Below are 18,719 nucleotides of genomic sequence, written 5' to 3'. Positions count from 1 at the left end.
ACGAATCGTCAGCTCGAACACATTCCTGAAGAGGTGCGGCACAGATCGACATGGCGACGGCACCACTGACCGAGAGTGATGCTCACTCTCGAAGGGGTGGCGGGAAAATCCGCTGGTGCCATGGCTGCCATGCTAGTTGTCCGTTCGAGTTTTCGGGGACCGAGCTCAGCTCAGACGCACTCGGCTGCGCCGGCATTGTCGTCTGCGGCTCCGAGGAAGGGGCGGGTCTCGGGCACAGGGTTCCACGCACCTGCCGTCTTCGCGTACTTCCAATCACGCTGATTCGAAACCAGGATGTTCACGGCGTCGACCAACCGCGTCACGTCGTCCGAGCTGCTACCGAGGCCGAGGCTGGCGCGAACTGCACCGCCGGAGAGGCCGAGGCGCGCGAGAACCGGATGTGCGCAGAAGCGACCGTCGCGAACTCCGATGCCGTGCTCGGCGGAGAGGAATGCGGCGATCTCGCCCGCTTCGAATCCGTCGACGGTGAAGGTGACGATTCCGACGGCGTCGGGAGCGTCGTTCCACAGTCGCACGAGTGAGACGCCCTCGATGGCGGACAAGCCGTCAGTGAGCTGGGCGGTGAGCGCCTTCTCATGCTCGGCGATCACGTCGAAGTCCAGGGCGTGCAGGGTTTCGCAGGCGGTCGCGATGGCTGCCGCACCGAGCACGTTGGGGGAACCCGCCTCGTGGCGTGCGGGCGCGCAAGCCCACTCGGTGGATTCGATGGTCACCTCACGCACGGCGCCGCCGCCGGCGAGGTACGGCTGAGCTTCGTCGAGCCAGTCACGGCGGCCGACGAGAACGCCGGCGCCGAAGGGCGCGTACAGCTTGTGGCCCGAGAACGCTACGTAGTCGACGCCGCATTCCTGCAGGTCGATGCGACGGTGGGGAGCCAACTGAGCAGCGTCGACGAGGATACGTGCGCCGCAACGGTGAGCGATGTCAGCCAAACGTGCAATCGGCAGGATCTCACCGGTCACGTTGGAGGCCCCGGTGATTGCGAGCAGCGCGGCAGGCTTGGTGCACAGTTCACCGATCAGACGCTCGATCGTTTCTTCGATGGTGTCTGCGGCGGTGACGATACGAGCGTCGTTCCACGGCAACAGGTTTGCGTGATGCTCGACGTCGAGGACGACGGTGCTGCCGGGGACGCACTGCGCAAGCAGGTTCAGCGAATCGGTGGTGTTCCGGGTGAAGACGACAACCTGATCGTCGGCACAGTTCACGAAACGAGCAACGGATTCACGAGCGTTCTCGTAGGTGAGCGTGGAGATCCGGGACGCGTAGCCGGCACCGCGGTGGACGCTGGCGTACGTGGGCAACAATTCGGCGATACGGTCGGTGACCTGGGCCAATGCCGGCGCGCTGGCCGCGTAGTCGAAGTTGGCGTAGGAGCATTCGCCGCCCTGAACCAATGGAACCTGCAGGTCGGCACCCGAAACCTTGGCAATCGCGGTGGTGCAGCAGGTGTCGGCACTCAATACAGCAGTCATCGAAGACAATCCTCACGTTCAAGGACTCGTTCGTCGGGAGATGGCCCCGGAAGAGTCCGCGCTTGCCGCATTCGTTTTCGAACGCAGCCGGGTCGTCACCCGGAGCACCCCACCGCGGAGGAGGGTTGCCGACCAGCAAGCCGGGGCTGAACACTGGTACTCGTGACCTGGCAACGAGGATGGCAGGAACCTCCCGCGCTTGTCAAGACGAAGCTGCGAAGACCGTCGTCACGGCGCGATCGTCCGGCAGGCGAGGTGGAGCGCAAGCCTGGTTTCCGGATCGGCCAGATCGACCGAGAGAAGGCGCTGAATTCTATCGATCCGACTCGATACGGTGTTGCGGTGCAAGCCCATTCGGGTTGCGGTGTGAGCCAGAGACGATTCTTCGTCGAGGTACGTCGACAGAGTCTCGAGCAACTCTCCATTGGAATCGCGTAGCGGTGCGAGCAATGCCGCGGCCGCAGGCTGGAAGGTGTCGGTTCGCGTCCACGCCAGCAGCAACTGCGCCAGCCCGAGGCGGTCCACGTGCAGGAATCGACCTGTTTGAGATCGGGAACCGGCGAGCCGAGCGGCATCCCCGGCCTCCGACAGCGACGAACCGATTCCAGCCGGACCGTCGTGTGCGCGTCCCACACCTACCCAGGTCTCCATCGTGGGTTCCAACCTGGCCTGAGCTGCACGGATGCACTCGGCGATCCTGGTGATCGCCTCCGGTCGCGGCTCGCCTGGCAGAGTCGTCCACGCCGCCCAGCCGTCAGCCTGTTCCACGACATTGGCGTCGATTCCCTCGGCGGCGAGAGCATCTGCAACCTCGCTGCGTCTTGCCACCAGGTCGACCTCACCGACCGCCAGGACTTTGATGCCGATGTGCCATCCGTCCAGCATCCAACCCGCGTCGAGTGCGCGCCGGAGCAGTCCGGGTGTGGCGTCTGCTGACGTGTCGATCAGTTCACCGAGCAACGCGCTACGCCGGCGCGCTTCACGCTCGTCGACCATGCGCGCAACGGCCAGTCGGTGCCCGGCAGCCAACGAGGCCACGTCGAGAACCACTGAGAGAGAAGCCTCTTCGACGCTTTGACGCACCGGGAGCAGCACCGCCAGCCAGGGCTCTCGGGCTGCGCCGGACATCACCGGGCACGCAATCAGGACCCCGCCGGAGTCCAATTCGACCGTGGTGGGCGCCCCGCGACCCGACAACATACCGGCAGCTGCTCGATCAGCGTCTGACAACAGGTCGCCGCCGGTCATCGGACGTCCGGACGTGTCCAGGAGAAAGAATGAACGCTGAAAGGTGTTCAGTAGCACCGACAGAAGATTCTCGACGCTTCCTCCGGCTCGTTGGCCCGCGTGTGTCGCCCGCAGTACTGCGTCGGCCATCACCGCCCGCGAATTCGAGAGAAGATCACGAAGATCCACGCTGAACTGCCACGGGTCGGATACGCCGAGCACCACCAGTCCGAGCCGATCGGCAAGCAACGAGAGATTCGCATCCTCCGCCGCAGCGCTGTGCACAGCGACCACCTGGCAGCCGGTCGCCGCTGTGCGCCGAAGGAGAGCGTCGAATCTCCACTCCCCGATGTCGATTCGATCGAGAATCACCAGAACTGATCCTGAACTCGCCGCACCCGACACGGCCTCGGCCGACTGTGCCGATTCCCCGGTGAGTGCTCCCACTGTCGTCACGACGGGATCACCCTCCCCGGCAAGTCGATACAGCCCGACAAAGGCCGGGTTGTTCAGCAACGCCGAAACACTCGCGCTCATCGCGCCTCCATCAGCACTGCGTCGTGGTCGATCCCGAATGCCCGCGGGCCGACAACTTTCAATCTGCCCACTTCGTCCGCCCACCACTGTGGACCGGGAAGAACCAACACGGCCACATCGTGCCCCTGGTGCACGGATTCACACGAGACGAAGGCGCCGGTCCGCACGTCGAGCAACGTCACGATGTCCGGGCACGTTGCAATCATCTCGCCGTCCAACGCGACGGTCAGGAACTCACTCTCGAATTCGACTCGTATCACCGCAGAATCGTGTTCGAGAATCACGCTGCCCCGACGATCGCCGGTGTCCGGACGACTACGACGGACCGCACGCACCCGGCCAGTCCCCATTACCAGGGCCCCGGAGCTCTCCGCGATCTCCTGCCAACTGCCCAGGGCCCCGATGTGCTGACCCAGTTCGTATGCTCGGGAGAGAGTTCCCGGAATGCACGCCTCCTGCACCGTCCGCGCATCGATCGACGCGATCGCCAGAGCGCCCCAACCGCTGGTTCTCCCGATCAACGACCGCACTGCTACCTCGGCGCCGAGCACATCCACTCCGTCGACGACGGTGATGAGGCCGCCGGGCTGGGCGAGTGTGACCGGGCACAATTCCAACCCGGCTGCGGCGAGAGAGAAGTGATCGAGCCGCGGCATCGCTCGACCCAGCAGGTCCGCGTCGACCACGGGAATTCCCAACGCCAACGCCGCCGCAATGCCGGAGAGAGCGTTGAGTCCACCGCCTTCGAAAGTCATCACCGCGGTCGGACGCTTCCCGGTCCAGCGCGTCAAAGCTGCTGCAGTATCTGCAAACTCACGCCCGGAGGGCAATTGCTCCTCCAAGGCCAGGGCCGATCCGACGATTCCCACCGGCATCACCAATGCCTCCTCCGGCAACTGGTCCGGCGCGATGACCTCCACCGAAGTAGACGTCATCAGTGGACGCAGCAATTCCACGAACAAGCGTGGATCGCCGCCCCCGCCGCAGCCCAGGACCACCGCCCCCGCTGCGATCGCGTCGAGGTCGGCCTCCCGGACCGCGTGCAGCCTGCTCACGGCTCGCTATTCTGCCAGTACAGGTTGCTCGAGTGTCTCCACCGGCAGGAACGGGCGATCGAGTCCGAAACTTGCCGGACCGAACACCGCCAGTGCCTCCGGGGTTCTCATGATGGGTGGGGTCGCGATCCCGATGACCGCAACGCGCTGCCCGTACCGCAAGCCCTCGGTGGTGATGGGTTCGGCGGTATCGGCCTCGACGATGCAGATCAGGTCTGGCACGATCGCCACCATCACTCCGGATTGCACGGCGATCAGATTTTCGTTCTGGAACTGAACTTCCAGCTCTTCGTCTCCGACGCCGGCGATCCGCACCGAACCCCGAGCGAACCCCTCATCGGTTCGCCGGTCGACATCGATCACCTTGCCGTGAAAGAGAACTCGCCCGTATCCGTAGAGCGTGTCGGCGAGACTGTCGACAAGCGCCTGAACCGGGTCCACCCGCTGCTCACGGGAACGCCTGATGGACCGGCCGATGGTCAGGGCCAACGACAGAGTCCGTGGGATCGCCGTCCGCTTCACATCTGCACCCGTCATCGAGTACTGCGCGATGTGCGCCATCCCACCGAACCTCGACGTCACCCCGCGGGCGAGGCCCTCCAATCTGCTGTTGTCACTTCTGGTGTCGAAGATCGCCACCTCGTCGTGCTCGTTCGCCATGGCGAGCGGACTCGCCGAAATCCCGTACACCGAGAAGGTTTCCATCTCGAGCTGAGGAAAGGCTCGTCCCATCCCGTCGGCGTCGACAACCGGCAGGCCGCGCCGTGCGGCCACCAGCAACGGAATCATCGAATTGATTCCGCCGCACTCCATCGGCATCGTGGCATCTGCAGTTCGACCCGTGTGCTTCTCCAACGTGATCAGCGCCAGCTCGGGTTCGGTTCCGCGCGGCATCTTTTCGACCACGACGGTCGGGGCACCCATCTGCGCGACGGGAATCACCCATGCGTCGTCGTCAAGCTCCTCCGGATCGAGAATTGTGATTTCACCGGCCTCACCGAGCGCCTGCGTGACCAACATCTTGCCGACGAACGGATCTCCCCCGCCGCCGGTGCCCAACAAGGCTGCGCCCCTGGCGAGGTCGTCGAGGTCCGCCGTTCGTAGTGTCCAACTCATCGTGAGCCCTCCTGACCGGTGGAGACCAAACCACTGTGCAGTGCCAAGTCACCGACTGCCTTCACTCGAATACGCGTTGCGTTGCCCGGCAGATACGGAATCGGGACCTCGTCGAACTCCACGATCTGCACCGACTCGGGCCGTGCGCCTGCTGCGACTGCCCGATCGATCGCCTCCTGGCGAGCATCGTCGGCAAAAACCTGCCGGTGCCCGTCCCGCACCGCTTCGACTCGATCTACCTCACCGCTGACCTGCGCGATCGCAGCGCCGATCGCATTGGCAACATCGAAGCGCTCAGGACGAATCACCATTCCCAGGCCCGGGAGTTCACGCTCCAGCAGTACCGATCCCCCGCCAACCGCCACAACGGGAAGTGGATCCGACGTGGTCCGCATCTGTTCCACGGCGTCGGCGACTCGGCGCGAGATCCGGTCGAGTGCCGTCGACACCAGGCCGCGGTCGAGGTGCGCCACCGCACTGCGATCTCCGACGTCGGCCAAGCCTGCCGCGACGGCTATGTCGGTGGCCGTCAACGTGTCACCGCCGAATACGAGTGCCCGTGAACCCAATTCGTATCCCACAGATTCGGGTCCGACTGTGAGTCCGTCTGCATCCACCAGCGAACCACCACCGATACCGATCGAGAAGACGTCCGGCATACGGAAATTGGTCCGTACCCCGGCGACCGTCACCTCCGTGGTGGCTTCTCGCGGGAAACCGTTGGTCAATACGCCCACGTCGGTAGTGGTACCTCCGATGTCGATCACCGCACAGCTGGCCAGACCGGACAGCACAGCGGCGCCTCGCATGGAGTTGGTCGGCCCCGAAGCGAAAGTCGCCACCGGATAACGCCTCGCGTACTCGATGTCCATCAAGGTTCCGTCGTTCTGGCTCAGGTACAGCGGCGCGACAATGCCGTGCTCGACCAAAGATCGGGCAAGACCGTCGACGATGTGATCGGCGAGCTCGCGCAGCGCAGCATTGATGATGGTCGCGTTCTCCCGCTGAAGTAGACCCACTCGACCGATCTCGTGCGAGAGCGAAATTGCGACGTCCGGGCCGAGTTCCTCACGCACGATCTCCGCGGCGGCCGCTTCGCATTCGAGATTGACCGGAGAGAACACCGAAGATATTGCGACCGAACGAGTACCGCTGCGAGCCATATCGGCGGCATGGCGGCGAATCTCGTCGGGGTCCAGCGACGAAATACGACGACCGTCGAACTCGTGCCCACCGTGAGCGAGGTAGCGCCTTCCTTGCACAGCGGAGACCAGGTCTCGCGGCCACCCCACCATCGGAGGAAGCGCCGCGGTCGCCGGAAGCCCCAATCGCAGAGCCGCTGTCGGTGCAAGTCCGCGTTGCTCGATGAGAGCGTTGAGAAAGTGCGTCGTGCCGATCATCACTGCTTGAACAGCGCTGGGAGAGAACGAGTACTGCTGCTGCTGCAGCGCCGTCAGAGCTCCGCCGATTCCGCCGGTGATGTCCTTGCTGGTCGAGTGTTTGACATGCCCGATGACGGTGGTCCCGTCCATCAGGACCGCATCGGTGTTCGTACCACCGACGTCGATTCCGATTCGCATCGCGAACTCCCTTCTACAGTGTGTGCCGTGCTAGTGCGTGAGCGCAGATCTTCCCGAAGTCTCTTGCGGCGCTTCGGTTGCGGTGCGTCCGACTCCGCGAATCAGGCCGAGTCGACCCGCGACGACGTAGAGAACGAAGGCCGAGGCCACCGCGTTGATCGACGGCAGGCCGAAGGTGCTGTAATGACCGATCAGCGCCGAGACGATCCAGATCACCAGCGTGGCCGGTACCCAAGTGGGTGCCGAGTTCGGGAGGGTACCCGCAGCTCGACTCTCCTCCAGATCCTTGCGCCATGTCTTGACGATGAAGTATTCCGCCACCATGATCCCGGCGATCGGCGGGAATCCGACGCCCAACAGGATCAGGAAGTCGGTGAACGAGTTCAGGATTCCGGCAGCCGCGAGGACCGAACCGGTGATGCCGACAACTGCTGTGACAACTGCGCGATTGATCCGTCGACCGAACACGACGTCGATGAAGTTCACGACGCCGAGCCCCGAGCTGTACAGGTTCCAGTCGTTGATCTTGAAGGTGCCGAGAACGATGATCAGAACGCCGACCCAACCGACCGACGAGAGAATGATCGTGGCGATGTCGGAACTGCGAACGGCATGGGCAAGAAGAACACCGGTCAGCCCGATCACGTATTCGCCCAACGTTATTCCGACGAGCGTCTGCTTCACGACATCGCCTGCCGTGCGGTTGAAGCGCGTCATGTCAGGTGTGATCACTGCTCCGGCAATGAAACCGCCTGCGACGATGGTAGTTCCGGCGAGGAAGCTGAGCTCCGGCCCGGCCGGCGCAGATGTCATCAGATCTGACAGCGAGTGATTACGCAGTTCGGCGATGACGGCCCAACCGACCAGGATCAGGAACAGCGGAACGGTGATGTTGGCGATCAGTTGCATGGATCCGAACCCGCGAAGGACTATCGCGGTGATCAGGAGACCGAAGGCCAAAGCCCACGCCCACTGCGGCAGAAACGGCATGATTCCGTGCAAACCTGATGCAGAGACAGCAGATTGAATGCCGAACCAACCGATCAGGCTGACCCCGATCACCAAACCGATCACCGCGGAACCTGCGTGCCCGAATCCACACCAGCGTGCGACCACCGATGTGTTGAGCCCTTCACGAACCCCGATGATGCCGATGAAAATACAGACGACCTCGAGAATCACCGCCCCGACTGTCAATGCCCAGAAGGCATTCCAGAACGTCATTCCGTAGCCGAGCGTCGCACCGAGCAAGAACTGTGCGAGTGCCGATACCTGACCGAATCGCTGTACTGCCACCGAGAACCACGAATATCGTGCTTCGTCGGGAACGCGGGTGAGCGCGTAGTCGTCACCGTCGGACACTTCACCGCCGGCGGCGGTCGTTGACGTGTTTTTCATGACGGACTCCTCGAATAGTTGGGAAGTGTTCTCGGAGAAGACGGTACGAATGTGGCCAGGGTCACGCCTATGGGCGAATTGGCGTTTCTTCGTGTTACGACAATGCATTTCGCACAGTCGTCATTTCACACAGTCGCCAAATCGCACGGGTCTAACGCAACGCGTACCCGCCGTCGGGGTACAGCGTGGAACCCGTTGTGTACGTGTTGGTGAAGAGATAGAACACCGCTTGTGCAATCTCGTCTTCGTTCCCGACGCGGCCGAGCACGTTGTTCTCGGCACTCCAGGTGAACGCGGCCTCCCGAACCTCCGCCGGGCGCTGAGCCCACAGATGCCCGTCGATGGTTCCGGGAGCGACAGTGTTGACGCGGATCGGCGACAGTTCGACCGCCAGCCCCCGCCCGAGCCCCTCGATTGCCGCGTTGGCTGCAACGTATGCCGCGGCAGCTGCGGGTGGCCGCACACTGGCAGCGCCGGACATGAGGACCACCGATGCGGTGGGTGCCAGCTTGTCGAGCGCAGCGTGCACGACGCGGTACTGCCCCCAGAACTTGGAGGTGAACGGCGACGCCGCTTCCTCGACGCTCTGTTCACGGAACGAGCCGACCTGGTAATCGGCAGCCGTGGTGAAGAGAGCATCGACGCTGGGGATGTTGGTGAAGAACTCTTTCACCGAGTCTTCGTCGGAGGTGTCGACGGTGAACCAGTGCGCCGCCTCACCCAGCTGCGCGGCCGCTGCTTCGAGCTTGGATGCGGTTCGGCCGCCGAGAACTACCTGCGCACCGGCGTCGACGGCAAGCTGCGCCACTCGCAGCCCGATGCCTGTTCCGCCGCCGATCAGTACGACGGTCTTGCCTGAGAGAGGAGAAGGTGTCGTTGTCATGCAGCGACTGTAGGGCTCACCGAATTGTCCCGACATGTGCAGAACGCACAGATTTCACTACGGCACAGTGCCAAGTATCGAGACTTAGCTGTTAGAGGACACCGCCCCCGGGGATCTCGCTTGACGACGTTTGCTGCGTCGAAACTGCCTTCACATGTACTCCTCCTTCGAGTTCGCCTGTAACAAAACAACTCCCACGACCGAAAATGTCGGTGAACCACAACAGCGAAGGGAAGTAACGACTATGGGATCAGCAGACGTCATGGCCTGGCTCGCCGAGGGTTACCTCGCCGGCGATCCGATTCGCTATCCGCTCTACGTCGGATCGATGTTCCTCGCGATGCCGTTCCAACTGATCGGCGTAATTCTGGGTCACCCCTTCTGAATCGTCACATCAGGCCAGGGCGGACGACGTAGAACGGCCAGAGTTGCGATCACTGCGGCCGCCAACCCGATGAACTCCCCCATCAAAGCCGCCCTGGTGTGATCGACGGCCGGTGACCACGACGGCTCACCCTCGTGGATCGAGAACACTCCCACTGGCACCGGTATCGGGTCGCAGCGCCACCGCCGGTGTAGACGCGAAACCGTGATGATCGTCGATCCGTCGCTGGTCTGGTGCGGTTCTCCGAAGATCGTCGAGGCCCCTGATTCCCCTCGAAATCGCTCCACCGCATCACGAATCTCCATGATCTCCATCGTCGCATCGAAACCGCAGCACTGTGCGAGTATCGATCGATGGCCGAGTGGTGGAATCCGAGCAGGCGCGTCGAGCGATGGTGGCAGACGATCGTGCTGGCCTGGCTTCTCATTTTCTTCGGCCCAAGCACCATCGACAAGGTCATCACAGAACCCACAGCTTGGAATTGGACATTCCTCGCAATCTGGCTTTTCGCGACGGTCGGGTCTGCGTACTACGCAGGCCAAGCCTGGCGAAACAGGAACAAACCTCAGTCGGTGTGGTGGGAAGGGACGACTGCCCCCACCGAAATACCCGCCGACGACGTCCGTAGCGCACTCGCGTCGACTGACGACCGCATTCCGGCAATCAAGGCACTACGCGAACTACATCCGGGCTTGGGCCTGAAGGATGCGATGGATCTGATCGACGCCCAGCGGGGCGAACAGGGCCCGCAACACCGATAGTTGCGACCATCACAATCACAGTTAGGTATCGACACCTGACCGCCACGATCGAGCGAGCACGCCAGGAGTTAACCACCTGACAGACAGGCTGTTTCGCCGAGTTTGACAAATGCGGTCAATCGGTGAGCGTCGACTCGACCGATTCAACTCACCGTACCAATCGAATTCGCCGTTCAGCATTCCACTCATGACCCAATGACACTATTGCCCAACGATTTACAACCGGAACTACGGTATCCAGTGAGAATTTTCGCGACAGTGCAGCATCTTTCGTCCAGTTGAGTTGACCGAAACTTGACGTTACGTTGAATTTCAAAGCAATAGCCCGGTCTTGACCTGCGATGGTGTGAGCGAAACGCCCACCTACGCGTGACACGTGGCCGCCCTGATGGGCGCTGTGAATGCCTGAACGTTCGAGGAGTGGAATGACTGCGGTCAAAACTGCGTGGCGTGAACTACGGAAACCCGTGTTCATCCCCGCGTCGATAGTGATCTTTGCCCTGATCGCCTTTGCCGTGATCTACGCGGGAACCGCCGCGGACGCTTTCGAAACACTCAACAACGTGATCAGCGACGGCGTCGGCTGGTGGTACATCCTCTCGGCCACCGGTTTCGTGATCTTCGCGCTGTACTGCGGAATCAGCCGCATCGGCAACATCCGATTGGGACGTGACGACGAGCAGCCCGAGTTCGGGATGCTCTCGTGGTTCGCGATGCTCTTCAGCGCCGGCATGGGTATCGGGCTCGTGTTCTACGGAGTAGCCGAACCACTTTCGCACTACGTGACCCCACCCGTCGCCGGGCAGATCGCCGGATCCACGGACGCCGCAGCCAATCAAGCCATGGAACTGACGCTGTTCCACTGGGGCCTTCATGCATGGGCGATCTACGTCGTCGTCGGCCTTGGTCTGGCGTACATGACCTACCGAAAGGGTCGCCCGCTGTCGATCCGTTGGCTGCTCGAGCCGCTCCTCGGGCGGGCTCGCATCGAAGGAAAGATCGGCCACGCCATCGATGTCGTCGCCATCGTCGGCACGCTGTTCGGTGTCGCGACGTCGCTGGGCTTCGGTGTCCAGCAGATCTCGGCCGGCCTCGACTACCTCGGCTGGGTGGAGACCGACAACTGGTTGGTCATCACCATCATCGTCATCGTGACGGGCATGGCGACCTTCTCGGTCGTCTCCGGTGTCACGAAGGGCCTCAAGTGGCTCTCCAACATCAACATGATGCTCGCTGCCGCGCTGGCCCTGTTCGTCCTGATTCTGGGACCGACGCTGTTCCTCATGCAGTCGTGGGTGCAGAACCTCGGCGGATACGTCCAGGCCTTGCCCGAACTGATGCTGCGTACGTCCCCGTTCGCCGAAGACGGCTGGCAGGGCGCATGGACCATCTTCTACTGGGGTTGGTGGATGAGCTGGGCACCGTTCGTCGGCATGTTCATCGCGCGCATCTCACGCGGCCGCACCATCCGCGAATTCGTCTTCGGTGTGCTGCTGGCCCCGACGCTGGTCGGTTCGTTGTGGTTCACGATCTTCGGTAACTCCGGCATTCTGCGTCAGCGCAACGAGGGCACGATGCTCGACGCATCCGGCGCAGTGGACACCAACACGTCATTGTTCACGCTTCTCGACGGACTTCCGCTCGGAACGATTTCGAGTGTTCTCGCGATCGTCGTGATCGTGTTCTTCTTCGTCACGTCCGCGGACTCCGGCTCGATCGTCATCGACATCCTCGCGACCGGTGGCAGCTTGGAGACCTCCAAGATCACGCGTGTCTACTGGACGTTCCTCTCCGGTGCCGCGGCCGCAGTTCTCCTCATCGTGGGTGGCAGTGGATCGCTCACGGCGCTGCAAACCGTTGCCATCGCCACGGCGGTACCGTTCTCGGTCATCATGGTGCTGGCATGTCTGTCGATGCTGAAGGCGTTCCGATACGAGGTCGCTTCGGCACCACGCTACCTGCGGGTTTCTACAAATGCCTCGGCATCGACCGACGTTCCGCAACCCACCGAGAAGCGGCTCCGCGATCTGAAGATCTCGTCGACCTTCGCCGGGCTCACCCCGTCACAAAGCGGAATCATGACGGATCCCTCCGACGCCCACATGCTCGTCGCGGTCCACGAAGTTCCCGCCCATGCGGTCAACATCGACCCGGATACCGGCGCCGTCGACTTCTCCGAGGAATCGAAGGTCGTCGATCCGCTGGGCGGAGAGGTGTTCGACACACCCGAGTTCGCCGACTCGGCAGAAGGCCACGCGCAAGCTGCCAGTACGGACTGACCGGCACGTTCGGCATGTTGCATTAGGCATATCTGTTCACCAACTCGCAAACTTGTCATGAGACTTTCAACTCGACAGTTCGCAGGACTCTAAGTTTCGTGAGTAGAACAGGACCAACGGGTTTGCCACTCCAGTCGCAGTCGGAGACGGAACAATCTTTCGGGATTCCGTCCGTATTCCTACGGTCGGCGCATGCACCTGCGCCGCGCACGCTCATCGACATCGTGCGGGCCTCAGCCGAGGCCAACCCGGAAGCACCTGCCATCGACGACGGCGACACCACACTGTCGTACTCGGAGTTGCTCGACGAGATCGAGCTCGGTGCGCGCTGGCTCGGTGATGCCGGCGTCGGCGCAGGTGACCGCGTCGGAATCAGGATGCCGTCAGGTTCGCGTTCGCTGTACGTCGCGATCCTGTCGATCCTCGCGGCGGGCGCCGCCTACGTTCCCGTCGACGCCGACGATCCGGAAGAGCGCGCCGAGTTGGTGTTCGGCGAGGCGCAGGTAGCGGCGATCATCACCGGCGACGGAATCCAGCCGGGGACGGCGCCGAAGCGGCTCGAACATCCACCGGTTCGCGAACCCGAACCCGAGGACGACGCCTGGATCATCTTCACCTCAGGATCCACGGGCACCCCCAAGGGCGTCGCGGTCACTCACCTCAATGCCGCTGCCTTCGTCGACGCCGAGGCGCGCATGTTCCTCCAGGACGAGCCCATCGGGCCTGGTGACCGCGTCCTCGCGGGACTCTCCGTGGCATTCGACGCGTCCTGCGAGGAGATGTGGCTCGCGTGGCGCCACGGCGCCTGCCTCGTCCCGGCTCCTCGTTCGCTGGTTCGCAGCGGCATGGACCTCGGCCCGTGGCTGGTCTCGCGTGACGTCAGCATCGTCTCCACTGTGCCGACGCTTGCGTCTCTGTGGCCCGCCGAGGCCCTCGAAGCCGTTCGACTCCTGATCTTCGGCGGCGAAGCCTGCCCACCCGAACTGGCAGAGCGCCTGGCCGTCGAGGGCCGCGAGGTCTGGAACACTTACGGCCCCACCGAGGCAACCGTCGTCGCCTGCGGCGCACTGATGGACGGCAAGAGCCCCGTCAGCATCGGCCTCCCCCTCGACGGCTGGGACCTCGCCGTCGTGGACGCCCAGAGCAATCCCGTCGCGGTCGGTGAGGTGGGCGAGCTGGTGATCGGCGGCGTCGGCCTCGCCCGTTACCTCGACCCCGCGAAGGACGCCGAGAAGTACGCGTCGATGCCCTCTCTCGGGTGGGAACGCGCCTACCGAAGCGGCGACCTGGTCCGGCTCGAAACCACCGGCCTGATGTTCCAGGGCCGCGCAGACGATCAGGTCAAGCTCGGCGGCAGGCGCATCGAACTCGGTGAGGTCGACAACGCCTTGCAGAACCTGCCGGGTGTGAGCGGCGCTGCCGCAGCCGTGAAGAAGACGGCAGCCGGCAACCAGCTCCTCGTCGGATACATCGCCAGCACGGATCCCGACTTCGATCTCAAGGCCGCTCATGCACTGCTCAGCGAGCAGCTACCAGCAGCCCTCGTGCCGCGTCTGGCGTTGATGGACGAACTTCCGACGCGTACGTCAGGCAAGGTCGACCGCAATGCGCTGCCGTGGCCGTTGCCCGGCGCCGGTGAAGATGCCGGGGCCGCGTTGGGCCTCGACGGCACCGCTGCCTGGGTTGCCGGCCTGTGGGGATCGATCCTGGGAGCCCAGATCACCGGACTCGACGACGACTTCTTCGAAGTGGGCGGCGGATCCCTCTCTGCTGCTCAGTTGGTGACCGCCCTGCGCGAGCGGTTCCCAGAAGTGACCGTCGCACAACTCTACGACCATCCGCGGTTGGGATCGCTCGCCGAATATCTCGACGAATTGGCACCCACCGAAACTGTGGAGCCGCGCATCGTCGCTCCGACACCCTTGAAAACTCAGCTGGCGCAGATCGCCGTCACCGTTCCACTCACGACGCTCACCGGACTGCAGTGGGTGACGTGGCTGGCGATCGCGAACAACGTCCTCGGCTGGTTCGTCGACGTCAGCTGGGCGCCCACGGTCTCGTGGTGGTGGATCCTGTTGGCGTTCATCGTGTTCATCACGCCGATCGGCCGTATGACCATCGCCGTCGTCGGGGCGCGCCTGCTCCTACGCAAGTTGGAGCCAGGAACGTACCCGCGAGGTGGTAGTGAACACCTGCGTCTGTGGATAGCGCTCCGACTCACCGAAGCCAGTGGCGCAGCCAACCTTTCGGGCGCACCGTGGATGCTCTATTACGCCCGCGCCCTCGGCGCCGACATCGGCAGCGGCGTCGATCTCCACACACTTCCTCCCATCACCGGCATGCTCGAACTCGGTGACGGCTGCTCCGTCGAACCCGAAGTCGACCTCTCGGGCCACTGGATCGACGGCGACGTCATCCACATCGGTGAGATCAAGATCGGCGACGGCGCCTCCGTCGGTTCACGCTCGACGCTTCTGCCCGGCGCGCGTATCGGTCGGGACGCCGTCGTCGAACCCGGATCTGCGGTGTTCGGCCGAGTGAAGGCAAACCAGCAGTGGGCCGGCTCCCCCGCCACCAAGGTCGGGAAAGCGAATCATCCTTGGCCTGCCGAACATCCGAAGCGTGCACCCGGCTGGGTGCCGGTATACGGTGTCACCTCGGTCTTCCTGGCCGGTATGCCGATCTTCGCGCTGATGGCCGGGATCGCATTGATCGGTTGGTGGATTCGCGACACCGACACGCTCGCGAGTGCAGTGCTCCAATCGCTGATCATGCTTCCCGTCGCGACCATCCTGAGTTTGCTCGTCTTCGCAGTCGTCACCCTTGTGGCCGTTCGTCTTCTCTCGATCGGGCTGACCCCCGGTTACCACCCTGTCCGCAGCCGCATCGGCTGGCAGGTGTGGGCGACCGAACGCCTGCTCGACTCGGCCAGAACCTTCCTCTTCCCGCTCTACGCGAGCCTGCTGACGCCGGGATGGCTCCGCCTTCTCGGCGCCAAGATCGGCAAGAACGTCGAAGCATCCACCGTGCTCCTCCTTCCCAAGTTCACGACGGTCGCCGACGGTGCATTCCTCGCTGACGACACCATGGTTGCGAGCTACGGCCTCGGCGGCGGCTGGATGCACATCGAACAGGCGAAGATCGGCAAGCGCGCGTTCCTCGGCAACTCCGGTATGACCGCCCCCGGTCGACGCGTCCCCAAGAACGGTCTGGTGGCGGTTCTGTCGGCTACCCCGTCCAAGGCCAAGTCCGGATCATCGTGGCTGGGTAGTCCACCGGTACGTCTGAGAAGGGCTGCCGGAGACACCGACGCCGCCCGCACGTTCAATCCGCCCATGCGCCTCAAGATCGCCCGCGGAGTGGTCGAAACCTGCCGACTGATCCCCGTCATGGTCACGTTCGGCATCGGTCTCGGTGTTCTGTTTGCACTCGAAGCACTGGTCGGCGCAGTCGGATTCTGGTTCGCGGCTCTGCTGAGCGGCGTAATTCTGCTCGTCGCCGGAGCAGTGGCGGGCGCGATCACCATCGCCGCCAAGTGGATCGTCGTCGGACGCATCGCCAAGGTCGAGCATCCGCTGTGGAGTTCGTTCGTCTGGCGAAACGAGGTAGCCGACGCCTTCGTCGAGACCGTCGCGGCGCCGTGGTTCGCTCGCGCGGCGACTGGTACGGCCGTACTGAACATCTTCTTGCGTGGACTCGGGGCCAAGATCGGTAAGGGCGTTTGGTGTGAGTCGTACTGGCTACCCGAGGCAGATCTTGTGACTTTGGGCGACGGAGCGACAGTGGAACGGGGGTGCGTCGTGCAAACTCATCTCTTCCATGATCGGATCATGTCCATGGACACCGTCACTTTGGGAGCAGGAGCAACGCTGGGACCGCACTGTGTCGCGCTACCCGCAGCCGGCATCGGCGCGGGAGCGACGGTAGGGCCTGCATCTCTGGTGATGCGAGGTGACACCGTTCCGCCCTCCACCCGCTGGCAGGGCAACCCGATTGCACCGTGGGTGGCGTCGTGAAGCCGAACCGAATGCTCGAGGAGCCGATCGATCCGTACCTGCCGCTCAACGGCAACCGCGGGTACCGCGTGTCCCGGTACGAACTGGAACTGACGTACAAGGTCTTCAGCAACCGTCTCGCCGGCAAAGCTGTCATCACCGCTGTCACCACCGAGAGCCGATCCAAGTTCAGCTTCGACCTCGCGCAGAACCTGCAGGTGTCCAAGGTGTCCGTCAACGGTGCCCGCGGCACCAAGTACGCGCACTTGAACAACAAGCTGATCCTCACGCCGTCTACCAAGATCCCCGCGGGCGGTGCCCTGTCGGTCACCATCGCGTACAGCGGCAACCCCGAGCCGATCAAGAGCCTGTGGGGCGAAGTCGGCTGGGAGGAACTCGACGAAGGAACTTTGGTCGCAAGTCAGCCCAACGGCGCGGCGTCCTGGTTCCCGTGCGACGACCATCCGATTTCCAAAGCGTCGTACCGCATCTCGATCACCACCGATTCCCCGTTCTATGCCCTCGCCAACGGCAAGCTGATCCGCAAGCAGACCCGTGCGAGTCAGACGACGTGGGTCTACGAGCAGACCGAACCGATGGCAACCTACCTGGCAACCATTCAGATCGGTCAGTACGAGCACCGACAAGTGAGCGCCGGGCCGGTACCGGTCTTCGCCGTTCACCCACCTCGGCTGCGAGCAGCGTTCGACGTCGACTTCGGGCGCCAACCCCAGATGTTGGAGGTCTTCGGAAAGCTGTTCGGACCGTATCCCTTTACCGACTACACCGCTGTGGTCACCGACGACGAACTCGAAATCCCCATCGAAGCGCAGGGACTCTCGATCTTCGGAGCCAACCACTGCACAGGCAGGCGCGGTTCCGAACGTCTTGTCGCACACGAGCTTGCCCATCAATGGTTCGGCAACAGCCTCACTCTCGGGCAGTGGTGCGACATCTGGCTGCACGAAGGCTTTGCCTGTTACGCGGAGTGGATCTGGTCCGAGAATTCCGGTGGCCCGTCCTCGAACCAACTCGCGACAAACGCCTATCAAGGGCTCGGGCGTAAATCTCAGGACTTGATCGTCGCCAATCCCGGTCCTGCCCTGATGTTCGACGATCGAATCTACAAGCGGGGCGCATTGACTCTGCACGCCCTGCGCGGCGTTCTCGGAGACGAGAAGTTCTTCGACCTGATCCGTCAGTGGACCACGAAGCATCGACACAGCACGGTCAGTACCGAGCAATTCACCGATCTCGCTTCACGTTTCACCGACACTCCATTGCGCCCACTGTGGGATGCATGGCTGAATCAGCGCTCCCTGCCCCGTCTCTGACGCTCTCTCACCGCGATATCACCACGCCGAAACATTCCGAATGCGCCGATTATCTTTGTCTTACCTTTACTATAGAGGTGGGCCGAGGGACGACCCCGACAACACAATTCTCAGGGCACGCTTCCTCGACAGGTAGATCGGGGGATCGATGTTCGTTGTATTCACAATATGTTTCGTGATCGGGGTCGTCGCCCTGATCGGAGCCTTTGCCGTCGGCGAGGTTGCAGATCTGGGCGGCGGCCACGCAGACGGGCTGCCATTTCTGAGCCTGACAACCTTGGCCACAGCACTTTTCGGCTTCGGCGCCGGCGGCGTAGCTGCCACTCTCGCGGACGCTCCGACATTGGTAGCGGCGATTACAGCACTCGCACTCGCCGCCGTCCTCGTTGTCGTCACGCGCGGCCTACTTCTCCCCTATCTCCTTGAACAACAAGATAATTCGCACATCGGACGAGCTTCGTACTCCGGGCTGTTGGGCACCGTCACCCTCACCATTGCAGCCGAAGGTTGGGGAGAAGTCTCGTTCGTCGACGCCGAAGGCAATCGCGTGCAGGCCAAGGCCGTCAGTGCACAGCCGATGGCGCTCACCACCGGCACCACCGTCTACATCGCCGATGTAGACGATCAATACCTTCACGTCGTCACGGTTGACGACGCGATCTAAGGACTCGAT

Annotated in this window: 14 protein-coding genes and 1 riboswitch; of the genes, 6 read left to right on the top strand and 8 right to left on the bottom strand. The window is 63.0% G+C overall.

All coding sequences use genetic code 11. From position 1 onward, the window contains the following. Positions 1-170: 170 nt before the first annotated feature. The 7 genes from BH682_RS02925 to BH682_RS02895 form a co-directional block, all read right to left on the bottom strand. Positions 171-1,496: an aminotransferase class V-fold PLP-dependent enzyme gene (locus tag BH682_RS02925; protein WP_003941108.1), complete on the bottom strand. Its 1,326-nt coding sequence runs from the start codon at positions 1,494-1,496 to the stop codon at positions 171-173. A gap of 53 nt (positions 1,497-1,549) precedes the next feature. Beyond that, a riboswitch (SAM riboswitch) is annotated at positions 1,550-1,664 on the bottom strand. A 60-nt stretch (positions 1,665-1,724) separates the two neighbouring features. Continuing rightward, entirely contained in the window at positions 1,725-3,260 is a 1,536-nt protein-coding gene (locus BH682_RS02920) for a PucR family transcriptional regulator (protein WP_075832000.1), read from the bottom strand. Beyond that, positions 3,257-4,315 (bottom strand): DUF917 domain-containing protein, encoded by a 1,059-nt coding sequence (locus tag BH682_RS02915; RefSeq protein WP_063315110.1) that lies wholly within the window; start codon positions 4,313-4,315, stop codon positions 3,257-3,259. The genes BH682_RS02920 and BH682_RS02915 overlap by 4 nt, the downstream gene beginning before the upstream one ends. A 6-nt stretch (positions 4,316-4,321) precedes the next feature. Further along, the gene (locus BH682_RS02910) at positions 4,322-5,431 is read right to left on the bottom strand and encodes a DUF917 domain-containing protein (RefSeq protein WP_075831998.1); all 1,110 of its coding nucleotides are present in this window, start codon (positions 5,429-5,431) and stop codon (positions 4,322-4,324) included. Beyond that, positions 5,428-7,011 (bottom strand): hydantoinase/oxoprolinase N-terminal domain-containing protein, encoded by a 1,584-nt coding sequence (locus tag BH682_RS02905; protein WP_065456208.1) that lies wholly within the window; start codon positions 7,009-7,011, stop codon positions 5,428-5,430. The genes BH682_RS02910 and BH682_RS02905 overlap by 4 nt, the downstream gene beginning before the upstream one ends. A 30-nt stretch (positions 7,012-7,041) precedes the next feature. Further along, positions 7,042-8,409 (bottom strand): purine-cytosine permease family protein, encoded by a 1,368-nt coding sequence (locus tag BH682_RS02900; RefSeq protein ID WP_070161572.1) that lies wholly within the window; start codon positions 8,407-8,409, stop codon positions 7,042-7,044. Between the two features lie 151 nt (positions 8,410-8,560). Further along, positions 8,561-9,292 carry an SDR family oxidoreductase gene (locus tag BH682_RS02895; protein ID WP_075831996.1) on the bottom strand — a complete coding sequence of 244 codons (732 nt, stop codon included), beginning with the start codon at positions 9,290-9,292 and terminating at the stop codon, positions 8,561-8,563. 244 nt (positions 9,293-9,536) lie between these two features. On the opposite strand from BH682_RS02895, the gene BH682_RS36280 reads away from it, so the two are divergent. Then, a complete protein-coding gene (locus BH682_RS36280; RefSeq protein WP_003941170.1) occupies positions 9,537-9,677 on the top strand; it encodes a hypothetical protein in 141 nt (46 codons plus the stop codon). Here the strand turns inward: BH682_RS36280 and BH682_RS02890 are convergent. Beyond that, complete coding sequence (locus tag BH682_RS02890; RefSeq protein WP_075831994.1) at positions 9,665-9,991, bottom strand: hypothetical protein; 327 nt, start codon at positions 9,989-9,991, stop codon at positions 9,665-9,667. The two genes, BH682_RS36280 and BH682_RS02890, sit on opposite strands and share 13 nt — an antisense overlap. Positions 9,992-10,030: 39 nt before the next feature. Between BH682_RS02890 and BH682_RS02885 the strand changes: the two genes are divergently transcribed. The 5 genes from BH682_RS02885 to BH682_RS02865 all read left to right on the top strand — a co-directional run bounded on the left by BH682_RS02885 (position 10,031) and on the right by BH682_RS02865 (position 18,710). After that, positions 10,031-10,438 carry a hypothetical protein gene (locus BH682_RS02885; RefSeq protein ID WP_075831992.1) on the top strand — a complete coding sequence of 136 codons (408 nt, stop codon included), beginning with the start codon at positions 10,031-10,033 and terminating at the stop codon, positions 10,436-10,438. Positions 10,439-10,863: 425 nt separating this feature from the next. Next, entirely contained in the window at positions 10,864-12,717 is a 1,854-nt protein-coding gene (locus tag BH682_RS02880) for a BCCT family transporter (RefSeq protein ID WP_007727149.1), read from the top strand. 122 nt (positions 12,718-12,839) lie between these two features. Further along, positions 12,840-16,733, top strand: coding sequence for a Pls/PosA family non-ribosomal peptide synthetase (locus BH682_RS02875; RefSeq protein WP_047269705.1), 3,894 nt, complete (start codon positions 12,840-12,842; stop codon positions 16,731-16,733). Positions 16,734-16,744: 11 nt separating this feature from the next. Beyond that, positions 16,745-18,046: a M1 family metallopeptidase gene (locus BH682_RS02870; RefSeq protein ID WP_075835116.1), complete on the top strand. Its 1,302-nt coding sequence runs from the start codon at positions 16,745-16,747 to the stop codon at positions 18,044-18,046. A 148-nt stretch (positions 18,047-18,194) separates the two neighbouring features. Next, entirely contained in the window at positions 18,195-18,710 is a 516-nt protein-coding gene (locus BH682_RS02865) for a DUF1449 family protein (protein WP_075831990.1), read from the top strand. Positions 18,711-18,719 lie beyond the last annotated feature (9 nt).

The organism is Rhodococcus sp. YL-1 (genome assembly GCF_001942025.1).
Lineage (GTDB): Bacteria > Actinomycetota > Actinomycetes > Mycobacteriales > Mycobacteriaceae > Rhodococcus_F > Rhodococcus_F qingshengii.
The sequence above is the reverse complement of the archived record's forward strand: the minus strand, read 5'-3'. Positions and strand labels throughout refer to the sequence as shown.